This window comes from Pseudomonas oryziphila (genome assembly GCF_003940825.1).
Taxonomy (GTDB): domain Bacteria; phylum Pseudomonadota; class Gammaproteobacteria; order Pseudomonadales; family Pseudomonadaceae; genus Aquipseudomonas; species Aquipseudomonas sichuanensis.
In genome coordinates this window covers 4,170,607-4,195,442 of the sequence record NZ_CP034338.1, presented here as the reverse complement: position 1 = coordinate 4,195,442, position 24,836 = coordinate 4,170,607, and the positions used below count along the sequence as shown (strand labels likewise).

Below are 24,836 nucleotides of genomic sequence, written 5' to 3'. Positions count from 1 at the left end.
ATGGTTTGAATCGTGATATGGCGAGTGTCAATTGATCCAGATCATGGGGCCTGCAGGAATTGTGGCGTCAGTGCCGGCCTCTTCGCGGGTGAACCCGCTCCCACAGGTACTGCACCGCATCAGAAACCGGTGAGAGTCCTGTGGGAGCGGGTTTACCCGCGAAGAGGCCAAACCTGCCTTACTCGGCCTTGGCCGGTGCTGGCTCCTGTTGCGACAGGCTGTACACATACGCCGCCAGCAGGTGCACCTTGTCGTTGCCCTGCAACTGTTCCTGGGCCGGCATCTGGCCCTGGCGACCGTAGCGGATGGTCTGTTGCAGCTGGGCGAAGCTCGAGCCGTAGATGAACGCCTGCGGGTGGGTCAGGTTCGGCGCACCCATGGCTGGGGTGCCCTTGCCCTCAGGCCCATGGCAGGCCACGCAGGTGGTGGCGAAGATCTGCTGGCCCTTGACCGGGTCGGCCTTGGCATCTTCGGGCAGTGTGCGGCCGTCGAGCTTGGTCAGCACGAACGCCGCCACATCGGCCACACCCTGTTCGCCGATCACCGTGGTCCAGCCCGGCATCACGCCGTGGCGCCCGCCCATGATGGTGGTCTTGATGGTTTCCGGTTCACCGCCCCAGCGCCAGTCGTTGTCGGTCAGGTTGGGGAAACCGTAGGCGCCCTTGGCGTCCGAGCCGTGGCACACCGAGCAGTTGGAGGCGAACAGGCGTGCGCCCATCTTCAGCGCCTGCGGGTCCTTGGCCACTTCCTCCAGCGGCATGGCGGCGAACTTGGCGAAGATCGGCCCGAAGCGGGCGTCGGCCTTGGCCATCTCCTTTTCCCACTCGTGCACGCCGGTCCAGCCTGGCTGGCCGTTGCTGAACTCGGTCTTTTTGTCGTTATCGACGTAGGCGTACCCCGGCAGGATGCCTTTCCAGTTGCCCAGGCCCGGGTACAGCACCAGATAGCCGAGGGCGAACACGACGGTGCCGACGAACAGCCAGAACCACCATTTGGGCAGCGGGTTGTCGTACTCCTCGATGCCATCGAAGGCGTGGCCGACGGTTTCGTCGGTGATCTCTTCGCGCTGGCCCTTGCGGGTCGACAGCAACAGCCAGCTCAAGGCGAAGATGGTGCCCAGGGTCAGGACGGTGACGTACAGACTCCAGAAGGTTGTCATTGTTGTTTGCTCCCAGAAGCTTTTTGCGCTTTCGCGTGCTCAACGTGGCGAGTGGCCTCGGGGTCGTCCGCAAATGGCAACTGCGTGGCCTCATCGAAGTCCTTTTTGCGCCGCGGGCTGAACACCCACAGCGCCAGGCCCACGAAAGCCACCAGCACCACGACGGTGCCCAGGCCGCGAATCATCCCGATATCCATCAGTGTCACCGTTTGCTTTTGATGAGGGTGCCAAGGCCTTGCAGGTACGCCACCAGGGCGTCCATCTCGGTCTTGCCCTTGACCGCGTCGCGGGCACCGGCGATGTCTTCGTCGGTGTACGGCGTGCCGAGGGTGCGCAGGACTTCCAGTTTCTTGGCGGTGTCCTTGCCATCGAGCTTGTTCTCGACCAGCCACGGGTAGGACGGCATCTTCGATTCCGGCACCACGTTGCGCGGGTTGTACAGGTGCGCGCGGTGCCAGTCATCGGAGTAGCGGCCACCCACGCGGGCGAGGTCCGGGCCGGTACGCTTGGAGCCCCACAGGAACGGGTGGTCCCACACGCTTTCGCCGGCCACCGAGTAGTGGCCGTAGCGCTCGGTCTCGGCGCGGAACGGGCGGATCATCTGCGAGTGGCAACCCACGCAGCCTTCGCGGATGTAGATATCGCGGCCTTCCACTTCCAGCGCGGTGCGCGGCTTCATGCCCTCGACCGGCTTGTTGGTGACGTCCTGGAAGAACAGCGGGACGATCTGGGTGAGGCCACCGACGCTGACGGCGATGACCATGAAGAAGGCCATCAGGCCAATGTTCTTCTCGACTGCTTCATGCTTCATCAGTGGGCTCCCACGACGACGATCTTGGCGGCTTCCTCAGCCTGTACCGGGTTGGCCGCGCGAACGGTGCGGAACACGTTGTAGGCCATCAGCAGCATGCCCGAGGCGAAGAACGCACCGCCCAGGGCGCGGACGATGTAGCCCGGGTGGCTGGCCTGCAGCGCTTCGACGAACGAATAGGTGAGGGTGCCGTCGTCGTTGATGGCGCGCCACATCAGGCCCTGGGTGATGCCGTTGACCCACATCGAGGCGATGTACAGCACGGTGCCGATGGTCGCCAGCCAGAAGTGCGCGTTGATCAGGCCGACGCTGTGCATCTGCTCGCGGCCGTACAGTTTGGGGATCATGTGGTAGACCGCGCCGATCGAGATCATCGCCACCCAGCCGAGGGCGCCGGCATGCACGTGGCCGATGGTCCAGTCGGTGTAGTGGGACAGCGAGTTGACCGTCTTGATGGCCATCATCGGGCCTTCGAAGGTGGACATGCCGTAGAACGCCAGCGACACCACCAGGAAACGCAGGATCGGGTCGGTGCGCAGCTTATGCCAGGCCCCCGACAGGGTCATCATGCCGTTGATCATGCCGCCCCAGCTCGGTGCCAGGAGGATGATCGACATCACCATGCCCAGCGACTGCGCCCAGTCCGGCAGGGCGGTGTAGTGCAGGTGGTGCGGGCCGGCCCAGATGTACAGGGTGATCAGCGCCCAGAAGTGCACGATGGACAGGCGATAGGAGTAGATCGGGCGCTCGGCCTGCTTGGGCACGAAGTAGTACATCATCCCGAGGAAGCCGGTGGTGAGGAAAAAGCCCACGGCGTTGTGGCCGTACCACCACTGGATCATCGCGTCGGTGGCGCCGGCGTAGGCCGAATACGACTTGAACAGGCTCACCGGCAACGACATGTGGTTGACGATGTGCAGCATCGCGGTGACCACGATGAAGGCACCGTAGAACCAGTTGCCGACATAGATGTGCTTGGTCTTGCGCTTGACGATGGTGCCGAAGAACACCAGCCCGTAGGTCACCCAGACGATGGCCAGCAGGATCGCCAGCGGCCACTCGAGCTCGGCGTATTCCTTGGTGGTGGTGAAGCCCATGGGCAGCGTGATCAGCGCGCCGACGATCACCGCCTGCCAGCCCCAGAAGGTGAAGGCGGCCATGCTGTCGGAGATCAGGCGGGTCTGGCAGGTACGCTGCACCACGTAGTAGCTGGTGCCGAACAGGGCACAGCCACCGAAGGCGAAGATCACCAGGTTGGTGTGCAGTGGGCGCAGGCGGCCGAAGCTCGTCCATGGCAGGTCCAGGTTGAGCTGGGGCCATACCAGTTGCGAGGCGATGAAGACGCCAAGCCCCATGCCAAGGATCCCCCAGACCACCGTCATGATGGCGAACTGGCGGACGACCTTATAGTTATAAGCAGTCGGACTGATTGCAGTGCTCATTCTAAGGTTCCACGGTTTGGGTATTCTTGTTGGTTGGTAAATCGGCGCCAGTATCAATAACCACCAGGGTTATTACAATGCAAGGCGACTGGTGCCGACCCGTGTCCAAACCCTGTTCGCCACCGTCCCGTGGCGTCGGGGTTCGAACGATTGTACACAAATAAATCTTTGTAATGTGTACCGTTTCCCATGTTTTTCTGATCGATCGGTCAAGCTTTTATTGCCGGGACGGGCACGCAAGGCATCATCCCAAAGCGCGGGCTCGCAAGGCTGGAATCGCTGCGTGGTGTCAGGCTGTGCACCACGTCTGCTCCGGCTGCTGCGAGCGGGGCCACTGTGGCAACAAGCTTAGTTGTGTTCGGAGGGGGTGCAAGGCGGGGAGGGGTGAGCTAGGGGATCGTGGGAGCGGGTCGTGGGAGCGGGCTTGCCCCGCGATAAGCGTCGGCCCCGGCGATGAGGTCGTCAGGCCTGGCGCTATCGCGGGGCAAGCCCGCTCCCACGAAGGGACTACTTGGCAGTTACGGTTTCTGGCACTTGATCCTGCGACAGGCTGTACACATACGCCGCCAGCAGATGCACCTTGTCATTGCCCTGGATGTCCTGCTGCGCCGGCATCTGGCCCTGACGGCCGTAACGGATGGTCTGCTGCAGCTGGGCGAAGCTCGAGCCGTAGATGAACGCCTGTGGATGGGTCAGGTCAGGTGCGCCCATCGCCGGGGTACCTTTGCCTTCCGGCCCGTGGCAGGCGACGCAGGTGGTGGCGAAGATCTCCTTGCCCTTGACCGGGTCGGCCTTGGCTTCCGCTGGCAGGCTGCGCCCGTCCAGGCCGGTCAGCACGTAAGCGGCCACATCGGCCACGCCCTGCTCGCCGATCACCGTGGCCCAACCCGGCATCACGCCGTGCCGGCCGTTCATGATCGAGGCCTTGATGGTTTCCGGCTCGCCGCCCCAGCGCCAGTCCTTGTCGGTCAGGTTGGGGAAGCCGTAGGAGCCCTTGGCGTCCGAACCGTGGCACACCGAGCAGTTGGAGGCGAACAGCCGGCTGCCCATCTTCAGCGCTTGCGGGTCCTTGGCCACTTCTTCCACTGGCATGGCGGCGTACTTGGCGAAGATCGGGCCGAACTTGGCGTCGGCCTTTTCCATCTCTCTTTTCCACTCGTCGACGCCGGTCCAGCCGTTCTCGTAGCCGGGCAGGATGCCTTTCCAGTTGCCCAGGCCCGGGTACAGGATCAGGTAGCCCACCGAGAACACCAGGGTGCCGACGAACAGCCAGAACCACCACTTGGGCAGCGGGTTGTCGTACTCCTCGATGCCATCGAAGCTGTGGCCCATGGTCTGGTCGGTGGTGTCGCTGCTCTGGCCCTTGCGGGTGCCGAGCAGCAGCCAGGTCAGGCCGATCAGGCTGCCGATGGTCAGTACGCTGATATACGTACTCCAGAAGGTGGTCATTGCCCATTACTCCTCATGGCGGGTTCCTGCCCGGCAGGGGGCAGGCGGTCGTCGACGAAGGGCAGCAGGCGCGCTTCGGCGAAATCACGGTCGCGGCGACGGTTGAACACCCAGAGCGACAGGCCGATGAAGGCGATCATCACCACCAGGGTGCCCAGGCCACGGATCATGCCGATGTCCATTTCCATCGCACTCACCTCTTGTTCTTGATCGAGGTGCCAAGCACCTGCAGGTAGGCGACCAGCGCGTCCATCTCGGTCTTGCCCTTGACTGCGTCGCGGGCCCCGGCGATGTCGTCGTCGGTGTACGGCACGCCGAGGGTGCGCAGGGTGCGCAGCTTGACGTCGGTGTGGCTGTTGTCGACCTGGGTCGCCACCAGCCAGGGATAGGACGGCATCTTCGACTCCGGTACCACGTTGCGCGGGTTGTACAGGTGCGCGCGGTGCCAGTCATCGGAGTAGCGGCCACCCACGCGGGCGAGGTCCGGGCCGGTGCGCTTGGAGCCCCACAGGAACGGGTGGTCCCACACGCTTTCGCCGGCCACCGAGTAGTGGCCGTAGCGCTCGGTTTCGGCGCGGAACGGGCGGATCATCTGCGAGTGGCAACCCACGCAGCCTTCGCGGATGTAAATGTCGCGACCTTCGAGCTGCAAGGCGGTGTAAGGCTTCATGCCCTCCACCGGCTTGTTGGTGACGTCCTGGAAGAACAGCGGGACGATCTGGGTCAGGCCGCCGATGCTGACGGCGAACACCATCAGCAGCGCCATCAGGCCTATGTTTTTCTCAACGACTTCATGTTTCATCAGGCTCTACTCCTCAAGCCAGCTGGGCGTTGGCAGGGGCTTCCACAACGCTTGGCGAACGCACCGTGCGCCAGGTGTTCCAGGCCATCAGGAACATGCCGCTGAGGAAGATCGCGCCACCGACGAAGCGCACGACGAAGCCTGGGTGGCTGGCCACCAGGGTTTCCACGAACGAGTAGGTGAGCGTGCCGTCGCTGTTGACCGCGCGCCACATCAGGCCCTGGGCGATGCCGTTGACCCACATCGAGGCGATGTACAGCACGGTGCCGATGGTCGCCAGCCAGAAGTGCGCGTTGATCAGCCCGAGGCTGTACATGCGCTCCTTGCCGAACACTTTGGGGATGGTGTGGTACAGCGCGCCGATGGAAATCATCGCCACCCAGCCGAGGGCGCCGGCGTGTACGTGGCCGATGGTCCAGTCGGTGTAGTGGGAGAGGGCGTTGACCGTCTTGATGGCCATCATCGGGCCTTCGAAGGTGGACATGCCGTAGAACGCCAGCGACACCACCAAAAAACGCAGGATCGGGTCGCTGCGCAGCTTATGCCAGGCCCCCGACAGGGTCATCATGCCGTTGATCATGCCGCCCCAGCTCGGCGCCAGCAGGATCAGCGACATGATCATGCCCAGCGACTGGGCCCAGTCCGGCAGCGCGGTGTAGTGCAGGTGGTGCGGGCCGGCCCAGATGTACAGGGTGATCAGCGCCCAGAAGTGCACGATCGACAGGCGATACGAATACACCGGGCGCTCGGCCTGCTTGGGCACGTAGTAGTACATCATCCCGAGGAAGCCGGCGGTGAGGAAGAAGCCCACGGCGTTGTGGCCGTACCACCATTGCACCATGGCGTCGGTGGCCCCGGCGTACACCGAGTACGACTTGGTCAGGCTGACCGGCAGCTCCAGGTTGTTGACGATGTGCAGCAGCGCCACGGTGAGGATGAACGCGCCGAAGAACCAGTTGCCCACATAGATGTGCTTGGTGTTGCGCTTCATCAGCGTGCCGAAGAACACCACGGCGTAGGCGACCCAGACGATGGTGATCAGGATGTCGATCGGCCATTCCAGTTCGGCGTACTCTTTCGAGCTGGTGTAGCCCAGCGGCAGGCTGATCGCCGCCAGCAGGATCACCAATTGCCAGCCCCAGAACGTGAACGCGGCCAGGCGCGGTGCGAACAGGGTGGTCTGGCAGGTGCGTTGCACCGAATAATACGAGGTGGCGAACAGGGCACAGCCGCCGAAGGCGAAGATCACCGCGTTGGTGTGCAAGGGTCGCAGGCGGCCGAAGCTGGTCCACGGCAGGTCAAGGTTAAGGGCGGGCCAGGCGAGCTGGGCGGCAATGAAGACGCCGAGCCCCATCCCGACGATGCCCCACACCACCGTCATGATGGCGAATTGGCGGACCACCTGATAGTTGTAGGCGGTACTGCTGGTTGTGTTCATGTATGGGTTCCCATCCACGGTTATAGGCAGGCTAGACAGCGAGGCAAGCATGATTAATGGGCAAAGTGCCGGTATTGACGGGGATCAATGGGCGCAGATTGCAAATGCCCCAGGCTTGCGCTGCGATCCTCCGCGAATCACCGGCGAAAGCGGGCAAACCAGCTGGCTGATCCTGGCCCACGGCGCGGGTGCACCGATGGACAGCGGGTTCATGGACGACATGGCGCAAAGGCTGGCAGGGCTTGGGGTAGGGGTGGTGCGCTTCGAGTTTCCGTACATGGCCCAGCGGCGTGTCGACGGTGGCCGGCGCCCGCCCAATCCGCAGAAAGTTCTGCTCGACTGCTGGCGCGATGTATACAGCCAGGTGCGACCTTTGGTCGCGGGGCCTCTGGCCGTCGGTGGCAAGTCCATGGGCGGGCGCATGGCCAGCCTGCTGGCGGACGAACTCGGTGCCGATGCGCTGGTGTGCCTGGGCTATCCGTTCTATGCCGTGGGCAAGCCGCAAAAGCCCCGCGTCGAGCACCTGGCCGGGCTGCGCACGCGCACGCTGATCGTCCAGGGGGAGCGCGATGCCCTGGGCAATCGGGAAGCGGTGCAGGGGTATGAACTATCGCCAGCGATCGAAGTGAGCTGGCTGGTGGCGGCGGACCATGACCTGAAGCCGCTGAAGGCTTCGGGGTTCAGCCATGAGCAGCATCTGCAGGCGGCGGCCCAGAAGGTGGCGGGGTTTTTGAAAAACTGAGTGGGTTAAGGCTCATCGCCGGCAAGCCGGCTCCCACAGGATATCGTGTGACCCTGTGGGAGCCGGCTTGCCGGCGATGGGGCCAAAGCAGGCTGGCGCTTAGTCGCGGTACTCGCACAGGTAGGCGGTATCGACCTTCACCTGCAGCTGGAACTTGCTGTCGGCGGCAACATTGAACTTGTCGCCGGCGTTGAAGGTTTCCCAGTTCTCGCTGCCTGGCAGCTTGACGATCAGCGCACCGGAAACCACATGCATGATTTCGCGCTTGGCGGTGCCGAACTCGTATTCGCCCGGGGCCATCACGCCAACGGTAGCCGGACCTTCGCTGCTTTCGAAGGCGATCGACTTGACGGTGCCATCGAAGTACTCATTGACCTTGAACATGGGCGACTCCTGAAAAAGGGGATGAAAAAAAGGGCTGGCCAGTATGCCCAAGGCCCGCCCTTGCGTCATCTGTTTCAGGCGCCGCCCAGCGGCAGGCTCAACGGCAGCAGCCGGGCAGTATTGCGCGCGTCTTCCAGCGCGCGATGCTGCTGGCCGCTGAACTGCAGCCCGGCCAGTTGCAGGGCGCTGTTGAGCCCCGCCGGCCGCTGCAGGTGGCGGGCCTTGGCGAAGCGCTGCTTGAGGTTGATGTGCGGCAGTTGCTCGAGCAGGCTGCGCTGGTGATGCAGTTGCCACTCCTGCAGCAGTTGCTTGCGGTCGTAGTCGCCCCAGCTGACCCAGGCCTGCAGCTGCGCCTGGTGATCGCCCAGCCAGCGCTCGAACGCGCCCCACACCGCGCTGAAGGGCTCGGCGCCGTCGACATCGGCCTGGCTTATATGGGTCAGCTCGCGGCAGAACGGCGTCAGCTGTGGCCGCCGCCGGGGCCGTACGAAGCGCTGGAAATGGTCGACCTCGCGCCCCTCACGGGTGACCAGGCTCGCGCCGATTTCTATGATTTCCATCTCCGTGACCGGCCAGCCGCCGTCGTCGGTGGTGGCTTCCAGGTCGATCACCAACCAGTGGCCCATGCCAGGCTCCCTATCAATACGCGGTAGCCCGCGTCCTCACGCGCGGGCCCCTAGAGGGTAGCCAATGTCCGCGCGCGCGACATCCCCTGGCACTTTGGCATATCCGGCGGTTGTGCCCGCCTGGGAAAACGCCTAGCTTAAGCGCATCCAGGCCACTACCCGTGACGAGTGTCTCGACTTGATCCCTCTGCCCAGCCTCAAGCTCTCCTGCTCTGTGCTGTTGTTCGCCGCACTGTCGCTGACGGCAGCAGCGTGGGCGGGCGAGGCGGTCGAGGTGAAGATCGGCGCGGCGCATTTCCCGCCTTACACCGTGCGCCCCGAGCAGGGCGCTGACACCGGCCTGCTGCCACAACTGGTGGAGGCTTTGAACGAGCTGCAGAACGACTACCGCTTCGTGCTCGTGCCCACCTCGATTCCCCGGCGCTTTGGCGATTTCCAGCAAGGCCGCACCGACATGGCGATTTTCGAAAACCCGCAGTGGGGGTGGCAGGGGATCGCGCACAGCACCGTGGACATGGGGCTGGAAGATGCCGAGATCTTCGTCACGCGCCAGCAGCCGGGGCGTGACCAGCAGTATTTCGATGATCTGCACGGCAAGCGCCTGGCGTTGTTCAATGGCTACCACTACGCCTTCGCCGACTTCGAGCCCGACCCGGTGCTGCTCAGGCAACGCTATCAGGCGACCCTGACCTACTCCCACGACAGCAACCTGTCCATGGTCGAGCGCGGTCGGGCCGACATCGCCCTGGTCACTCGCTCTTACCTGAGCGACTTCCTCAAGCGCAACCCGTCCAGCGTCAGCCAGCTGCTGGCCTCGCAGCGGGTCGACCAGGTCTACCACCACTACGCACTGCTGCGCCCGGATGCGCCGATAAGCCCGGAAAACTTTACCGGGCTGCTGCGCCGGCTGCGCGAGAACGGTGAGTTGTTGCGTATCTTCAAACCCTACAAGATCACGGTCGAAGCGCCCCACGACTAAATTGCCGGGGCATGAGGACGTTTTCAGGAGTGAGCCTTTCTTTCATTTCCTGTGAGCCCTGACATGCCGTTCGATGCCGCTACGCCCCCTTGCGCGCCCCGCTGGCGCAGCCTGCAGGCCGACGAAGGCGATTGCCGCCTGAGCCTGACCCTGGAAGGGCGCCCCCTCATCAGCCTGCGCCTGGTACCTGGCGAGCCCCTTGAAGCGCACCTGCAACAGATTTGCCCCGAGCGCCCCGAGCAGGCCCTGTGGGCCGCCTGCTACTGGCTGCTGTCACGCGACCCGGCCTGCCAGCGCCTGGCCTGGCACCTGCCGCAACCAATCCCGCAAGCCGTCGCCAGTGGCCTGTTGCTGCCCGACCAGGCGCCGGGGCGTTACCTGTGCGAACGCACGCTGTTCTGGCAACTGCCCCAGCCGTGGCTCGGCGAGTCGCTGGCCGGGGTCTATCCGCAGCAGATGCAGTTGAGCAATGGCAAGCGTCACCCGCGCCGGGCGCCCAAGCCACGGGGTGAGGTGTACCGGCGCTTCGATGCGCGTCTGGGGGCCTGGGTTTCGCTGCGCACCCTGGAAATCAGCCAGGACCTGGAACGCTTCAACCGCTGGCAGAACAATCCGCGCGTGGAGCAGTTCTGGCAGGAGGGCGGCTCGCTCGAGCAACACCGCGAGTACCTGACCAAGCTTGAACAGGACCCGCACACCCTGACCCTGATCGGTTGCTTCGATGACGAGCCGTTCGCCTATTTCGAGGCGTACTGGGCCAAGGAAGATCGCATCGCGCCGTTCTACCCGGCCGACGACTACGACCGTGGCATCCACATGCTGGTGGGCGAAGAGACGCATCGCGGCCCGCACAAGGTCGCCAGCTGGTTGTCGGCGCTGGTGCACTACCTGTTCCTCGACGACCCGCGCACCCAGCGGGTGGTGGCCGAGCCGCGTGCCGACAACGGCAAGATGATCGGCTACATGCACGACCAGTGCTTCCACTGCGAGAAAGAGTTCGATTTCCCGCACAAGCGGGCGGCGTTGATGATCCTGGGGCGGGAGCGGTTCTTCGAGCGCTGCAGGCTCGCCTAGCGGCTCAAGCCACAAGCCGCCTGCGGCTCAAGCTGCAAGCTGCAAGGGAAGAGCGGATCGACGTCCGGCTACTTCTTGCAGCTTGCAGCTTGCAGCTCGAAGCTTTCAGCTGCTTTTGAGGCTGCTCTTGCGGCAGTGGATCAGGGCATCGCGGATCATGAAGTTGACCAGCGTCGGCGACACCCCCAGTTCCTTGGCGATGTCCTTCTGCGGCACGCCATGCAAGCGGTACATCTCGAAGGCGTAACGGGTGCGCTGGGGCAGTTCGTTGAGCGCTTCGGCAATGTGCTCGAGGGTGGCCAGGTTGATGTGCGTGGCTTCGGGCGAGGCGTTCTGGATGACCACGTTCAGCCCTTCCTCCTCGCTGCCGGAGTACTTCAGCTCCATGGCCTGCTTGCGGTAGTGGTCGATGGCCAGGTTGCGCACGATCTGGAACAGGTAGCTGAGCTGGGCCTTGAACGAAGAGGTAATCTGCGGCGCGGCGCTGAGTCGGAAGAACGCGTCCTGCACCACATCCTCGGCGCGCGAACGGCAGCCAGTGATGCGCGCGGCGATCTTGACCAGGATGCTGCGGTTGTCGACGAACGCCTGGAGCAGCGGTGAATCGCACTTACTTGTGGACAGTTGTTCCGCCATGGAATTTTCACCTTGTCTCAGAGGGAAAGGGAGCACATCCCGTGGGGAGGCTTCCTACGACGTGCGACAAACTATTCAGAATGATAATGATTGTCAAATACGAAAGTTAATGATTAAGCATTCGATCTGGTTCTAAGCCGAACACTGTGAACTGCTTCAAACCGTCGCAGGCCCCAACGCCTCTACCCGCTGCCCGGCGGGGCTAATTTCTTCCCCTGTCCATCCGTTCCCCTGTGTACATCCGGCTGCCCAGCGCTGCCCGCCAGCTTGGCGCGGTACAGCATCGGCACGACTCAACCAGACACTGGCAGGAACATTCCATGACGGACGCCTTCGAACTCCCGCACTCGCTGGTCCAGGCCCTGGCGCAACGCGCCGAGCAGACCCCGGAGCGCATCGCCTTGCGCTTTCTGGCCGATGCGCCAGGCGAGCAGGCCGTGCTCAGCTACCGGGACCTCGACCAGCGCGCGCGCACCATTGCCGCCGCGTTGCAGGCCCGTGCCGGTTTCGGTGAGCGTGCCGTGCTGCTGTTCCCCAGTGGCCCGGACTACGTCGCGGCGTTCTTCGGCTGCCTGTATGCCGGGGTGATCGCGGTGCCGGCCTACCCGCCGGAGTCTGCCCGCCAGCACCACCAGGAACGGCTGCTGTCGATCATCGATGACGCGCAGCCGCGCCTGTTGCTGACGGTAGGGGCGCTGTGCGAGAGCTTGCAGGGCCTGGAAGCGCTGGTCGGGGAAAATGCCCCGGTGCTGCTGGCCGTGGACAGTCTTGACCCGCAGCTGGCCGAACAATGGCGTGAACCTGCGCTGGCCAATGACGATATCGCCTTCCTGCAGTACACCTCTGGCTCCACTGCGCTGCCCAAAGGCGTGCAGGTCAGCCACGGCAACCTGGTGGCCAACGAACAACTGATCCGCCAGGGCTTCGGCATCGACCTGAACCCCGACGACGTGATCGTCAGCTGGCTGCCGCTGTACCACGACATGGGCCTGATCGGCGGCCTGCTGCAACCGATCTTCAGCGGCGTGCCCTGCGTGCTGATGTCGCCCGGCTATTTCCTCGCCCGGCCACAGCGCTGGCTGCAGGCCATCAGCGAGTACGGTGGCACCATCAGCGGCGGCCCGGACTTCGCCTACCGCTTGTGCAGCGAGCGGGTCAGCGAGGCCGCCCTGGCCGGGCTCGACCTCAGCCGCTGGCGCGTGGCCTATTCCGGCTCCGAACCGATCCGCCAGGACAGCCTCGACACCTTCGCCGACAAATTCGCCCGCTGCGGCTTCCAGGCCAGCAGCTTCTTCGCCAGCTACGGCCTGGCCGAGGCCACCCTGTTCGTCAGCGGCAGCCGCCGTGGCCAGGGCATCGGCGCGCTGGAGCTGGACGCCGAGGCGTTTGCCGCCAACCGCGCCGAGCCGGGCCAGGGCAGTGTGCTGATGAGCTGCGGCTACCCGCAGCCGGGCCACGCCGTGCGCATCGTCGAACCGCAGCAGTTGCAGGTGCTGGGCGACAACCGGGTGGGCGAGATCTGGGCCGGCGGCCCGAGCATCGCCCTGGGCTACTGGCGCAACCCCGAAGCCAGCGCACGCACCTTCGTCGAAATGGATGGCCAGACCTGGCTGCGCACTGGCGACCTGGGTTTCATGCGTGACGGCGAAGTGTTCGTCACCGGGCGCCTGAAAGACATGCTCATCGTCCGTGGCCAGAACCTCTACCCGCAGGATCTGGAAAAGACCCTGGAGCGTGAAGTGGACGTGCTGCGCAAAGGCCGGGTGGCGGTGTTCGCCGTCGACGACCAGGGCGAGGAGGGCATCGGCGTGGCGGTGGAGATCAGCCGCAACGTACAGAAGGCGCACACCCCCGAAGCGCTGATCAACACCCTGCGTCGGGTGATCGCCGACGCCTGCCGCCAGGCCCCGGCGGCGGTGCTGCTGCTCAACCCCGGCGCGCTGCCCAAGACCTCCAGCGGCAAGCTGCAGCGCGCGGCCTGCCGCCTGCGCATGCATGACGGCAGCCTGGATTGCTACGCCCGCTTCCCGTTCGTCGCCGCGAAGGGCAGCACAGAGGTTGCCGGCAGCGACCTGCAAGCACGCATCGCCGGTATCTGGCGCGAGCTGCTCAAGGTCGAAGCCGTGGCGGCGGATGATCACTTCCTGCTGCTGGGCGGCAACTCCATCGCCGCCACCCAGGTCACCGCGCGCCTGGGTGACGAGCTGGGCATCCAGCTGAGCCTGCGTACCCTGTTCGAAGCACCGACCCTGGCCGAATACAGTGCCGCGGTGGCGGCCATCCTCGCCGAAGGGGGCAAGGCTGCCGGCGCTATCGACACCCAAGGTCGCGACCAGGCCCTGCCCCAGTCGCTGGCGCAGAACCGTCTGTGGCTGCTGTGGCAGCTGGAGCCTGCGTCCGCCGCCTACAACATCCCCGCCGGCCTGCACCTGCGCGGCGAGCTGGACCAGGCCGCGCTGCAGGCCAGCTTCCAGGCCCTGGTGGCCCGCCACGAATCCCTGCGCACGGTGTTCGACGAGGTCGACGGCCAGGCCGTGCAGCGCATCCTGCCGAGCCTTGCGTTCAACCTCCAGCACTGCGACCTCGAGGGCCTGGAGCCCGCCGAGGTGGCCGCGCGCCGCGAAGACGAAGCGCAGCGCCCGTTCGACCTGCGCCAGGGCCCGCTGCTGCGGGTGACCCTGGCCCGCCTGGATGACGAAGAGCACCAGCTGTGGGTGACCCTGCACCACATCGTCGCCGACGGTTGGTCGCTGAACATTCTGCTCGACGAGTTCGCCCGCCTGTACGCGGCGCAAGGGCAGGTACAGTTGCCCGAATTGCCACTGGGCTACGCCGACTACGGCACCTGGCAGCGCCAGTGGCTGGCCGACGGCGAAAGCGCCCGCCAGCTCGATTACTGGAAGCACGCCTTGGGCGATGAACTGCCGGTGCTCGACCTGTGCACCGACCAGCCCCGCGCCAGCCAGCAGCACAATCGCGCAGCGCGTCACAGCCTGAAGGTGCCGACCCGACTCGCCACAGCCCTCAAGGACCTGGCCCGCGACCAGCAGGCCAGCCTGTTCATGGTGCTGCTGGCCGGCTGGCAGGCGCTGCTGCACCGCTACAGCGGCCAAGGCGACATCCGCGTTGGCGTGCCCAACGCCAACCGCCCGCGCCTGGAAACCCAGGGCATGGTCGGCTTCTTCATCAACACCCAGGTGCTGCGCGCCGAGCTCGATGGCCGCCTGCCGTTCGCGCAACTGCTCGGCCAGGTGCGCCAAGCCACCCTCCAAGCCCAGGCCCACCAGGACCTGCCGTTCGAGCAGTTGGTCGAGGCGCTGCCGCAGGCCCGTGAGCAGGGCCTGTTCCAGGTCATGTTCAACCACCAGCAGCGCGACCTTTCGGCGCTGCGCCGTTTGCCCGGCCTGCTGGCCGAAGAGCTGCCCTGGCACAGCCGCGAGGCCAAGTTCGACCTGCAGCTGCACAGCGAGGAGGACCACCAGGGCCGCCTGACCCTGGCCTTCGACTACGCCGCCGGGTTGTTCGAGGCGGCCACCGTCAAGCGCCTGGCCAACCACCTGTTGGCGTTCTTCGAACAAGTGTGCGCCCAGCCGCAGCTGGCGTTGGCTGAGGTGCAACTGCTCGATGAACCGAGCCGTGCGCAACTGCTGCACTGGGGCCAGGCCCCGGCCGCGCAGCCACAACAGCTGCTGGTCGAGCAGCTCAACGAACAAGCCCGCCTGACCCCCGAGCGCACCGCGCTGGTATGGGACGGCGGCCAGCTCACTTATGGCGAGCTGCACCAGCAGGCCAACCGCCTGGCCCACTACCTGCGCGACAAGGGCGTCGGCCCGGACACCTGCGTAGCCATCGCCCTCGAGCGTTCGCCGCAGCTGCTGGTGGGCCTGCTGGCCATCCTCAAGGCCGGCGGCGCCTACGTGCCGCTGGACGTGGACTACCCGGCCGAACGCCTGGCCTACATGCTCAAGGATTGCAACGCCGGCCTGCTGCTCAGCCACAGCAGCCAGCTCGAAACCCTGCCGGAAGTTGACGGCGTCAGCGCCATCGCCCTCGACCAGCTGCACCTGGACAGCTGGCCAAGCCAGGCCCCGGGGCTGCACCTGCACGGCGACAACCTCGCCTACGTGATCTACACCTCCGGCTCTACCGGCCAGCCCAAGGGCGTGGGCAACACCCATGGGGCCCTGGCCGAGCGCCTGCAATGGATGCAGCAGGCCTATGCGCTGGACGACAACGACGTGCTGATGCAGAAAGCGCCGATCAGTTTCGACGTGTCGGTGTGGGAGTGCTTCTGGCCATTGATCACCGGCTGCAAGCTGGTCCTGGCCGGCCCCGGCGAGCACCGCGACCCGCAGCGCATTGCCCAGCTGATCCAGCAGCACGGCGTGACCACGCTGCACTTCGTGCCGCCGCTGCTGCAGGTGTTCGTGCAAGAGCCGTTGGCGGCTGGCTGCACCAGCCTGCGCCGGCTGTTCTCCGGGGGCGAGGCGCTGAGCGCGGCCCTGCGCGACCGCGTGCTGCAACTGCTGCCCCAGGTGCAGTTGCACAACCGCTACGGCCCGACCGAAACCGCTATCAACGTCACCCACTGGCACTGCCAGACCAGCGACGGTCAGCGCTCGCCGATCGGCCGCCCGCTGGGCAACGTGCTGTGCCGGGTGTTGGACGATGAATTCGAATTGACCCCGCCAGGCGTCCCGGGCGAGTTGTGCCTGGGCGGCGCCGGCCTGGCCCGTGGCTACCTTGGCCGTCCTGGCCTCACTGCCGAGCGCTTCGTGCCGCAGCCCGACGGCGAGGGCGCGCGCCTGTACCGCAGTGGCGACCGTGCCCGCTGGCACGTGCAGAGTGAATCCCTGGAGTACCTCGGGCGCCTGGACCAGCAGGTCAAGGTGCGCGGCTTCCGCGTCGAGCCTGAGGAAGTGCAGGCGGTATTGCTGGCGCAACCAGGTGTGCAGCAGGCACTGGTGCTGATCCACAAGGACGCCGTCGGCGCCCAGCTGGTCGGCTACTACAGCGGCATCGAACAGACCGACGCCGTGCTCGGGGCCCTGGCCGAGCGCCTGCCGGCCTACATGGTGCCGGCGCAACTGATCCACCTGGCGCAGATGCCCCTCGGCCCAAGCGGCAAGGTGGACCGCAAGGCACTGCCGGCGCCGGTGTGGCAGCAGCGTGATCACGTCGAGCCGCAAACCGAACTGCAACAGCAGGTGGCGGCGATCTGGCGCGAGGTGCTGAACCTGCCCCAGGTCGGCCTGCACGACGACTTCTTCGCCCTTGGCGGCCACTCGCTGCTGGCCACCCAGATCGTTTCGCGCAGCCGCCAGGCACTGGACGTCGAGCTGCCACTCAAGGCCTTGTTCGAGGCCAGCGAGCTGGGCGCGTTCTGCGCCGAGATCGCCCGCCTGCAGGGCAGCGGCGAGCGCAACCAGCAAGGCGCCATCGCCCGGGTCGACCGCCGTCAGGCGGTGCCGCTGTCGTACTCGCAGCAGCGCATGTGGTTCCTCTGGCAGATGGAGCCGGACAGCCCGGCCTACAACGTCGGCGGCATGGCCCGTTTCAAGGGCGTGCTGCACGTGGACGCCTTCGAGCGCGCCCTGCAGGCGCTGATCGTGCGCCACGAAACCCTGCGCACCACCTTCCCCAGCATCGACGGCAAGGCTTACCAGTGCGTGGACGACGACAGCCACCTGCAACTGCAATGGCATGACTTCAGTGCCTTGCCCGACGAGGCCCGCCAACAACGCCTGCAGCAACTGGCCGACGACCAGGCGCACCAGCCGTTCGACCTGGCGCGCGGCCCGCTGCTGCGCGCCTGTCTGGTCAAGGCCGGTGAGCGCGAGCATTACTTCGTGCTGACCCTGCACCACATCGTCACCGAAGGCTGGGCCATGGACATCTTCGCCCGCGAACTGGGCGAGCTGTACGAAGCCTTCGTCGACGAGCGCGAATCGCCGCTGGCGCCGCTGCCGGTGCAGTACCTCGACTACAGCGTCTGGCAGCGCCAGTGGCTGGAAAGCGGCGAGGGCGCGCGCCAGCTGGCGTACTGGCAAGACCGCCTGGGCGACGAGCACCCGGTGCTGGCCCTGCCGGCCGACCGCCCACGCCCGGCGGTGCAGAGCCACCGCGGCGAGCTGTACCGCTTCGACCTGGACCCTGCGCTGGTCAAGCGCGTGCATGCCTTCAATGGCCAGCGCGGGCTGACCCTGTTCATGACCATGACCGCCACCCTGGCCGCCTTGCTGCACCGCTACAGCGGCCAGCGCGACCTGCGCATCGGCGCGCCGGTGGCCAACCGCATTCGCCCGGAAAGCGAAGGGCTGATCGGCGCCTTCCTCAACACCCAGGTGCTGCGCTGCGAGGTGGACGGGCAGATGAGCGCCAGTGCGCTGCTCGAGCAGGTGCGTACTGCCATCATCGACGGCCAGTCGCACCAGGACCTGCCGTTCGAGCAGTTGGTCGAAGCGCTGCAGCCGCCGCGTTCGAGCGCCTACAACCCGCTGTTCCAGGTGATGTGCAACGTGCAGCGCTGGGCCTTCCAGCAAAGCCGCGAGCTGGTGGGCATGCAGGTGGACTACCTGGTCAACGACGCCAGCGCCACCAAGTTCGACCTGTACCTGGAGGTCACCGACCTCGATGGCCGCCTGGGCTGCTGTTTCACCTACAGCCGCGACCTGTTCGACGAACCGCGCATCGCGCGCATGGCCGAGCACTGGCAGCAGTTGCTCGAAGCGCTGCTGGACAACCCGGCGCAGCGCCTGTGCGAGTTGCCGATGCTGGCCGACGCCGAGCAGCAGGTGCTGGTGGGCCAGTTGCAGGGGCAGCAGGACTTCGAGCTGACCCAGACGCTCCACGGCCTGTTCGCCGCCCAGGCTGAACGCACCCCCGAGGCGCTGGCGCTGACCTTCGCAGGCCAACACCTGAGCTACGCCGAACTCGACCAGCAGGCCAACCGCCTGGCCCGCGCCCTGCGCGAGCGCGGTGTCGGCCCGCAGGTGCGGGTGGGCCTGGCGCTGGAGCGTTCGCTGGAGATGGTGGTCGGCCTGCTGGCCATCCTCAAGGCCGGTGGCGCCTATGTGCCGCTGGACCCGGAATACCCGCTCGACCGCCTGCGCTACATGATCGAAGACAGCCGCCTGGGCCTGCTGATCGGCCAGCGCAGCTTGCTCGAAACCCTGGGCGAGTTGCCCGCGGGGGTGGCCAGCTGGAACCTGGAGGACGATGCCGCACGCTTGTCCGCCTACAGCGACGCGCCGCTGGACAACCTCAACCTGCCGCAGCACCAGGCCTACCTGATCTACACCTCCGGCTCCACCGGCAAGCCCAAGGGCGTGGTGGTCAGCCACGGCGAGATCGCCATGCACTGCCAGGCGGTGATCGCCGAGTTCGGCATGCGCAGCGACGACTGCGAGCTGCACTTCTATTCGATCAACTTCGACGCCGCCAGCGAACGCCTGCTGACGCCGCTGCTGTGCGGTGCCCGCGTGGTGCTGCGCGCCCAGGGCCAATGGGGTGCCGAAGAGATCTGCCAGCTGGTGCGTGAGCAACAGGTGAGCATCCTTGGCTTCACCCCGAGCTATGGCAGCCAGTTGGCCCAGTACCTGGCCGGGCAGGGCGAGCAGTTGCCGGTACGCCTGGTGATCACCGGCGGCGAGGCCCTGACGGGCGAGCACCTGCAACGTATTCGCCAGGCGTTCGCCCCGCAGCAGTTCTACAACGCCTACGGCCCCACCGAAACCGTGGTCATGCCGCTGGCCTGCCTGGCCCCCGAGCAACTGCCCAGCGACGCTGGCAGCGTGCCGATCGGCCGGGTGATCGGTGCCCGCAGCGCCTACATCCTCGACGACGACCTGGCGCTGCTGCCGCAAGGTGGCATCGGCGAGCTGTACGTCGGCGGCGCCGGCCTGGCCCAGGGTTACCACGACCGCCCGGGCCTGAGCGCCGAGCGCTTCGTCGCCGACCCGTTCAGCCACCACGGCGGGCGCCTGTACCGCACTGGCGACCTGGTGCGCCTGCGCGCCGATGGTCTGGTGGAATACGTCGGCCGTGCCGACCAACAGGTGAAGATCCGCGGCTTCCGCATCGAGCTGGGCGAAATCGAAAGCCGTCTGCAGGAACATGCCGATGTCGACGAGGCTGTGGTCCTGGCCCTCGACCTGCCGGGCGGCAAGCAACTGGTGGGTTACCTGGTGTGCGCGCAAGCCAAGGCCGACAGCGATGCCCAGGCCCTGCTGCGCGAAGCGGTCAAGGCCGACGCCCGTCAGCACCTGCCGGACTACATGGTGCCGGCGCACCTGGTGCTGCTCGACAGCCTGCCGCTGATGGGCAACGGCAAGCTCGACCGCCGTGCGCTGCCGGCGCCGGACCTTGAGCAGGCGCGCCAGCACTACCAGGCCCCGGCCAACGAGCTGGAAACGCAACTGGCGCAGATCTGGCGCGACGTGCTCAACGTCTCGCGCATCGGCGTGCAGGACAACTTCTTCGAGCTGGGCGGCGACTCGATCCTGTCGATCCAGGTGGTCAGCCGCGCCCGCCAGCTGGGCTTGCAGTTCACCCCGCGCGACCTGTTCCAGCACCAGACCATCCAGACCCTGGCCGCCGTGGTGACCCGCAGCGCGGCATCGAGCGACATCGAGCAGGGCCCGCGCCAGGGGCGCAGCGGCCTGACGCCGATCCAGCACTGGTTCTTCGACAGCGAAGTGCCGCAACCCCAGCACTGGAACCAGGCCGTGCTGCTCGAAGCGCGCCAGCCGCTGCAGGCGGAGCAACTGGAACAGGCCCTGGCCGCGCTGGTGGCCCACCACGACAGCCTGCGCCTGCGCTTCAGCCAGGCCCAGGGCCGCTGGCAGGCCGAGTACACCCAGCCGCACACCCAGCCACTGCTGTGGACTGCCACCGTGGCCGACTTCAACGACTGCCAGGCACTGTACAGCGACGTGCAACGCAGCCTCGACCTTGCGCAGGGCCCGCTGCTGCGCGCCTTGCTGGTCAGCGACGGCCAGGGTGCCCAGCGCCTGCTGCTGGCGATCCATCACCTGGTGGTCGATGGCGTCTCCTGGCGTGTGCTGCTCGAAGACCTGCAAGCGCTGTATCGCGGTCAAACCCTGGCCGCCAAGACCCACGCCATGGGCGACTGGGCTGCACGCCTGGCCAGCTACGCGGGTTCCGATTCACTGCGTGACGAGCTGGGCTGGTGGGAACGCCAGCTGGGCAGCGCCCGCCATGAATTGCCGTGCGATCACCCCCAGGGCGGCAACCTGCATCGCCATGCCCAAAGCCTGGCCATCGAACTCGATGTCGAGCAGACCCGTCAGTTGCTGCAACAAGCGCCGGCGGCCTACCACACCCACGTCAACGACCTGCTGCTGACCGCATTGGCGCGCACCCTGTGCCGCTGGACCGGTGACGAGCAGGTGCTGGTGCAGCTGGAAGGCCATGGCCGCGACGGGCTGTTCGAAGACATGGACCTGACCCGCAGCGTCGGCTGGTTCACCAACGCCTATCCGCTGAGCCTGAGCCCGGACATGGCCGAAGGCGAGGTGGCCCGCGCGGCGTCGATCAAGCGCATCAAGGAGCAACTGCGCCAGGTGCCGCACAAAGGCCAGGGCTACGGCGTGCTGCGCTACCTGGCCGATGACGCCGGCCGTGAGCGCATGGCGGCGCTGCCCCAGGCGCGCATCACCTTCAACTACCTCGGCCAGTTCGACCAGCAGTTCGACCAGGCCGCGCTGTTCCAGCCACTGGATGCGCCGGCGGGCCTGGCCCATGACCTGGACGCGCCGCTGCCGAACTGGCTGAGCGTGGATGGCCAGGTGTACGGCGGCGCCCTGCAACTGCGCTGGAGCTTCAGCGCCGAGCGCTACGACGAGGCTACCATCGCCACCCTGGCCGAAGCCTATCGCCAGGAACTGCTGGCGCTGGTCGGCCATTGCCTGGCCGATGGCAACGGCAGCTTCACCCCATCGGACTTCCCCCTGGCGCAACTGACCCAGGAGCAGATCGATGCACTGCCGGTGCCCGCCGCGCAGATCGAGGACGTCTACCCGCTGACACCGATGCAGGAAGGCCTGCTGCTGCACACCCTGCTGGAGCCGGGCACCGGCCTGTACTACATGCAGGACCGCTACCGCATCAACAGCGCCCTCGACCCCGAGCGCTTCGCCCAGGCCTGGCAGGCCGTGGTCGCCCGCCACGAAGCACTGCGCGCTTCATTCAGCTGGAACGCCGGCGAGGCGATGCTGCAGATCATCCACAAGGCCGGCAACACGCCGGTGGACTACCAGGACTGGCGCGGCCTCGACGACGACGCCCAGGAACAGCGCCTGCAGGCCCTGCACAAGCAGGAACGCGAGGCCGGTTTCGAGCTCCTGCGCGAGGCGCCGTTCCACCTGCGCCTGGTGCGTGTGGCCGATGAGCGCTACTGGTTCATGATGAGCAACCACCACATCCTCATCGATGCTTGGTGCCGCTCGCTGCTGATGAACGACTTCTTCGAGCTCTACCAGGCCCTCGGCGAGGGCCGTCAGGCGCAGTTGCCGGTGCCGCCGCGCTACCGCGACTACATCGGCTGGCTGCAACGCCAGGACCTGGGCGAGGCGCGCCAGTGGTGGCAGGCCAATCTGGCCGGTTTCGAACGTGCCACGGCAATCCCCAGCGACCGCCCGCTGCGCCATGACCATGCCGGTGACGGCATGGTGGTCGGCGACTGCTACACCCGCCTGGACGTCACTGAAGGTGCCCGCCTGCGCGAACTGGCCCAGGCCCACCAGCTGACGGTCAACACCTTCGCCCAGGCGGCCTGGGCCCTGACCCTGGCCCGTTGCAGCGGCGAACGCGATGTGGTGTTCGGCGTCACCGTGGCCGGGCGCCCGGTGAGCCTGCCGCAGATGCAGCGCACGGTCGGGCTGTTCATCAACAGCATCGCCCTGCGCGTGCAGTTGCCGCAGCCGGGTGAACGGCGCAGCGTGCGCCAGTGGTTGCAGGGTTTGCTCGACCGCAACATGCAGCTGCGCGAGTACGAATACCTGCCGCTGGTGGCGATCCAGGAATGCAGCGAACTGCCCAAGGGCCAGCCGCTGTTCGACAGCCTGTTCGTGTTCGAGAACGCCCCGGTGGAAACCGCCGTGCTCGACCACGCCCAGCACCTGAACGCCAGCTCCGACTCGGGCCGTACCCATACCAACTTCCCGCTGACCGCGGTGTGCTACCCGGGCGACGACCTTGGCCTGCACCTGTCGTTCGACCAGCGCTACTTCGACTACCCGAGCGTCGAGCGTCTGCTGGGCGAGTTCAAGCGCCTGCTGCTGGCGCTGGTGGACGGCTTCGAAGGCGAGGTGGGCGAACTGCCGCTGCTGGGCGCGGATGAACAGCGCTTCCTGCTGGACGACTGCAACCGCACCGAGCACGCCTATCCGCTGGAACAGAGCTACATCGAACTGTTCGAAGCGCGGGTCGCCGCGCATCCGCAGCGCACCGTCGCCCGCTGCCTGGAGGCGTCGTTCGACTACGCCGGGCTTAACCTGGCGGCCAACCGCCTGGGCCATGCCCTGGTCGCGGCCGGGGTTGCCATCGACCAGCCGGTGGCACTGTTGGCCGAGCGTGGCCTGGCGCTGCTGGGCATGATCGTCGGCAGCTTCAAGGCGGGCGCCGGCTACTTACCGCTGGACCCAGGCCTGCCATCGGCACGCCTGCAACGCATCGTCGAACTGAGCCGCACCCCGGTGCTGGTGTGCAGCGCGGCCTGCGCCGAGCAGGCGCGCCAGTTGCTCGATGAAGTGGCGGGCGCGGTACGGCCGAAACTGCTGGTATGGGAAGAGGTGCAGGCGAGCAACGTGGCCAGCCACAACCCAGGCATCCATAGCGCACCGGACAACCTTGCCTATGTGATCTACACCTCCGGCTCCACCGGCCTGCCCAAGGGCGTGATGGTCGAGCAGCGCGGCATGCTCAACAACCAGTTGAGCAAGGTGCCGTACCTGGTGCTGGACGAGCAAGACGTGATCGCCCAGACCGCTTCGCAGAGCTTCGATATCTCGGTCTGGCAGTTCCTTGCCGCGCCGCTGTTCGGCGCCACGGTAGAGATCGTGCCGAATGCCATCGCCCATGATCCGCAAGGCTTGCTGGCCCATGTGCAGGCCACCGGCATCACCGTGCTGGAAAGCGTGCCGTCGCTGATCCAGGGCATGCTGGCCAACGATCACCAGGCGCTGGACGGCCTGCGCTGGATGCTGCCGACCGGCGAGGCGATGCCGCCGGAGCTGGCCGCGCAGTGGCTGCAGCGCTATCCGGCCATCGGCCTGGTCAACGCCTATGGCCCGGCGGAATGCTCGGACGACGTGGCGTTCTTCCGCGTCGATCTCGCATCGACCCAGGGCAGCTACCTGCCGATCGGCACGCCGACCGACAACAACCGCCTGTACCTGCTGGGCGAGGATCAGGCACTGGTGCCGCTGGGTGCGGTAGGCGAGCTGTGCGTCGCCGGTACCGGGGTGGGCCGCGGCTATGTCGGCGACCCGGTGCGTACCGCCCAGGCCTTTATTCCGCATCCGTTCGGTGCCCCGGGCGAACGCCTGTACCGCACCGGCGACCTGGCGCGTCGTCGCCCGGACGGGGTACTGGAGTATGTCGGGCGTATCGACCACCAGGTGAAGATCCGCGGTTACCGCATCGAGTTGGGCGAGATCGAGGCGCGCCTGCACGAACAGCCCGAGTTGCGCGATGCCGCCGTGGGTGTGCAGGAAGGCGTCAACGGCAAGCACCTGGTCGGCTACCTGGTGGCCCATCAAGGTGTCGAAGCCGATGCCGCGCTGCTCGACCAGCTCAAGCAACGCCTGCGTGCCGAGCTGCCGGAGTACATGGTGCCGCTGCACTGGGGTTGGTTCGACAGCCTGCCGCACAACGCCAACGGCAAACTCGACCGCAAACTGCTGCCGGCCATCGATATCGGCGGCCAGCACAGTCAGGACTACCTGGCGCCGCGCAGCGAGCTGGAAGAGACCCTGGCCGGCATCTGGGCCGACGTGCTCAAGGCCGAGCGGGTGGGCGTGCGCGACAACTTCTTCGAACTGGGCGGGCACTCGCTGCTGGCCACGCAGATCGCTTCGCGGGTGCAGAAGGCGTTGGCACTCAACGTGCCGCTGCGGGCGATGTTCGAGTGCAGCACGGTGGAGGAGCTGGCGGCGTACGTGCAGGGGCTGCAGGGCAGTGCGCTGGATGAGGACAAGGTGGATCGGTTGAGTGATCTGATGGCGGAGCTGGAGGCGCTCTGACTTAATCGGGAAATCCGCGTCGGTCTCTT

15 protein-coding genes are annotated in these 24,836 nt (G+C 66.3%); 4 read left to right on the top strand and 11 right to left on the bottom strand.

Translation table 11 applies throughout. From position 1 onward, the window contains the following. Positions 1-178: 178 nt before the first annotated feature. From ccoP (EJA05_RS19650) to ccoN (EJA05_RS19610), 8 genes are all read right to left on the bottom strand, one after another. Complete coding sequence (gene ccoP, locus EJA05_RS19650) at positions 179-1,159, bottom strand: cytochrome-c oxidase, cbb3-type subunit III (RefSeq protein ID WP_125464926.1); 981 nt, start codon at positions 1,157-1,159, stop codon at positions 179-181. Next, entirely contained in the window at positions 1,156-1,356 is a 201-nt protein-coding gene (locus tag EJA05_RS19645; protein ID WP_110994041.1) for a cbb3-type cytochrome oxidase subunit 3, read from the bottom strand. Before EJA05_RS19645 ends, ccoP (EJA05_RS19650) begins: the two co-directional genes overlap by 4 nt. A 5-nt stretch (positions 1,357-1,361) precedes the next feature. Continuing rightward, entirely contained in the window at positions 1,362-1,970 is a 609-nt protein-coding gene (gene ccoO / locus EJA05_RS19640) for a cytochrome-c oxidase, cbb3-type subunit II (RefSeq protein ID WP_110994033.1), read from the bottom strand. Next, positions 1,970-3,412: a cytochrome-c oxidase, cbb3-type subunit I gene (ccoN, locus tag EJA05_RS19635; protein WP_125464925.1), complete on the bottom strand. Its 1,443-nt coding sequence runs from the start codon at positions 3,410-3,412 to the stop codon at positions 1,970-1,972. Before ccoN (EJA05_RS19635) ends, ccoO (EJA05_RS19640) begins: the two co-directional genes overlap by 1 nt. 507 nt (positions 3,413-3,919) lie before the next feature. Continuing rightward, on the bottom strand, positions 3,920-4,861 hold the full coding sequence (gene ccoP, locus EJA05_RS19625) for a cytochrome-c oxidase, cbb3-type subunit III (RefSeq protein WP_125464924.1): 942 nt from the start codon (positions 4,859-4,861) through the stop codon (positions 3,920-3,922). Continuing rightward, a complete protein-coding gene (locus tag EJA05_RS19620; RefSeq protein WP_110994031.1) occupies positions 4,858-5,049 on the bottom strand; it encodes a cbb3-type cytochrome oxidase subunit 3 in 192 nt (63 codons plus the stop codon). The genes ccoP (EJA05_RS19625) and EJA05_RS19620 overlap by 4 nt, the downstream gene beginning before the upstream one ends. A gap of 5 nt (positions 5,050-5,054) precedes the next feature. Next, entirely contained in the window at positions 5,055-5,663 is a 609-nt protein-coding gene (gene ccoO, locus EJA05_RS19615; RefSeq protein WP_110994030.1) for a cytochrome-c oxidase, cbb3-type subunit II, read from the bottom strand. 13 nt (positions 5,664-5,676) lie between these two features. Continuing rightward, a complete protein-coding gene (gene ccoN / locus EJA05_RS19610) occupies positions 5,677-7,101 on the bottom strand; it encodes a cytochrome-c oxidase, cbb3-type subunit I (protein ID WP_110994029.1) in 1,425 nt (474 codons plus the stop codon). Positions 7,102-7,150: 49 nt separating this feature from the next. Between ccoN (EJA05_RS19610) and EJA05_RS19605 the strand changes: the two genes are divergently transcribed. Continuing rightward, positions 7,151-7,843: an alpha/beta family hydrolase gene (locus EJA05_RS19605; protein WP_125859484.1), complete on the top strand. Its 693-nt coding sequence runs from the start codon at positions 7,151-7,153 to the stop codon at positions 7,841-7,843. Between the two features lie 99 nt (positions 7,844-7,942). Here the strand turns inward: EJA05_RS19605 and ppnP are convergent, their stop codons facing one another. After that, on the bottom strand, positions 7,943-8,227 hold the full coding sequence (ppnP, locus tag EJA05_RS19600) for a pyrimidine/purine nucleoside phosphorylase (protein ID WP_110994027.1): 285 nt from the start codon (positions 8,225-8,227) through the stop codon (positions 7,943-7,945). Between the two features lie 74 nt (positions 8,228-8,301). After that, complete coding sequence (locus EJA05_RS19595) at positions 8,302-8,853, bottom strand: exonuclease domain-containing protein (protein ID WP_125464922.1); 552 nt, start codon at positions 8,851-8,853, stop codon at positions 8,302-8,304. Positions 8,854-9,031: 178 nt separating this feature from the next. Here EJA05_RS19595 and EJA05_RS19590 point away from each other — a divergent pair, with 178 nt between their 5' ends. Both EJA05_RS19590 and EJA05_RS19585 read left to right on the top strand, forming a co-directional pair. After that, positions 9,032-9,832, top strand: a complete 801-nt coding sequence (locus tag EJA05_RS19590) for a substrate-binding periplasmic protein (RefSeq protein ID WP_125859483.1) — start codon at positions 9,032-9,034, stop codon at positions 9,830-9,832. A gap of 63 nt (positions 9,833-9,895) precedes the next feature. Next, positions 9,896-10,906, top strand: a complete 1,011-nt coding sequence (locus tag EJA05_RS19585) for a GNAT family N-acetyltransferase (protein ID WP_125859482.1) — start codon at positions 9,896-9,898, stop codon at positions 10,904-10,906. Between the two features lie 105 nt (positions 10,907-11,011). Here EJA05_RS19585 and EJA05_RS19580 read toward each other — a convergent pair whose 3' ends face one another. After that, positions 11,012-11,542, bottom strand: coding sequence for an RNA polymerase factor sigma-70 (locus EJA05_RS19580; protein ID WP_125464919.1), 531 nt, complete (start codon positions 11,540-11,542; stop codon positions 11,012-11,014). Positions 11,543-11,862: 320 nt separating this feature from the next. On the opposite strand from EJA05_RS19580, the gene EJA05_RS19575 reads away from it, so the two are divergent. After that, positions 11,863-24,807: a non-ribosomal peptide synthetase gene (locus tag EJA05_RS19575; protein ID WP_125859481.1), complete on the top strand. Its 12,945-nt coding sequence runs from the start codon at positions 11,863-11,865 to the stop codon at positions 24,805-24,807. The last annotated feature ends 29 nt before the right edge of the window (positions 24,808-24,836 follow it).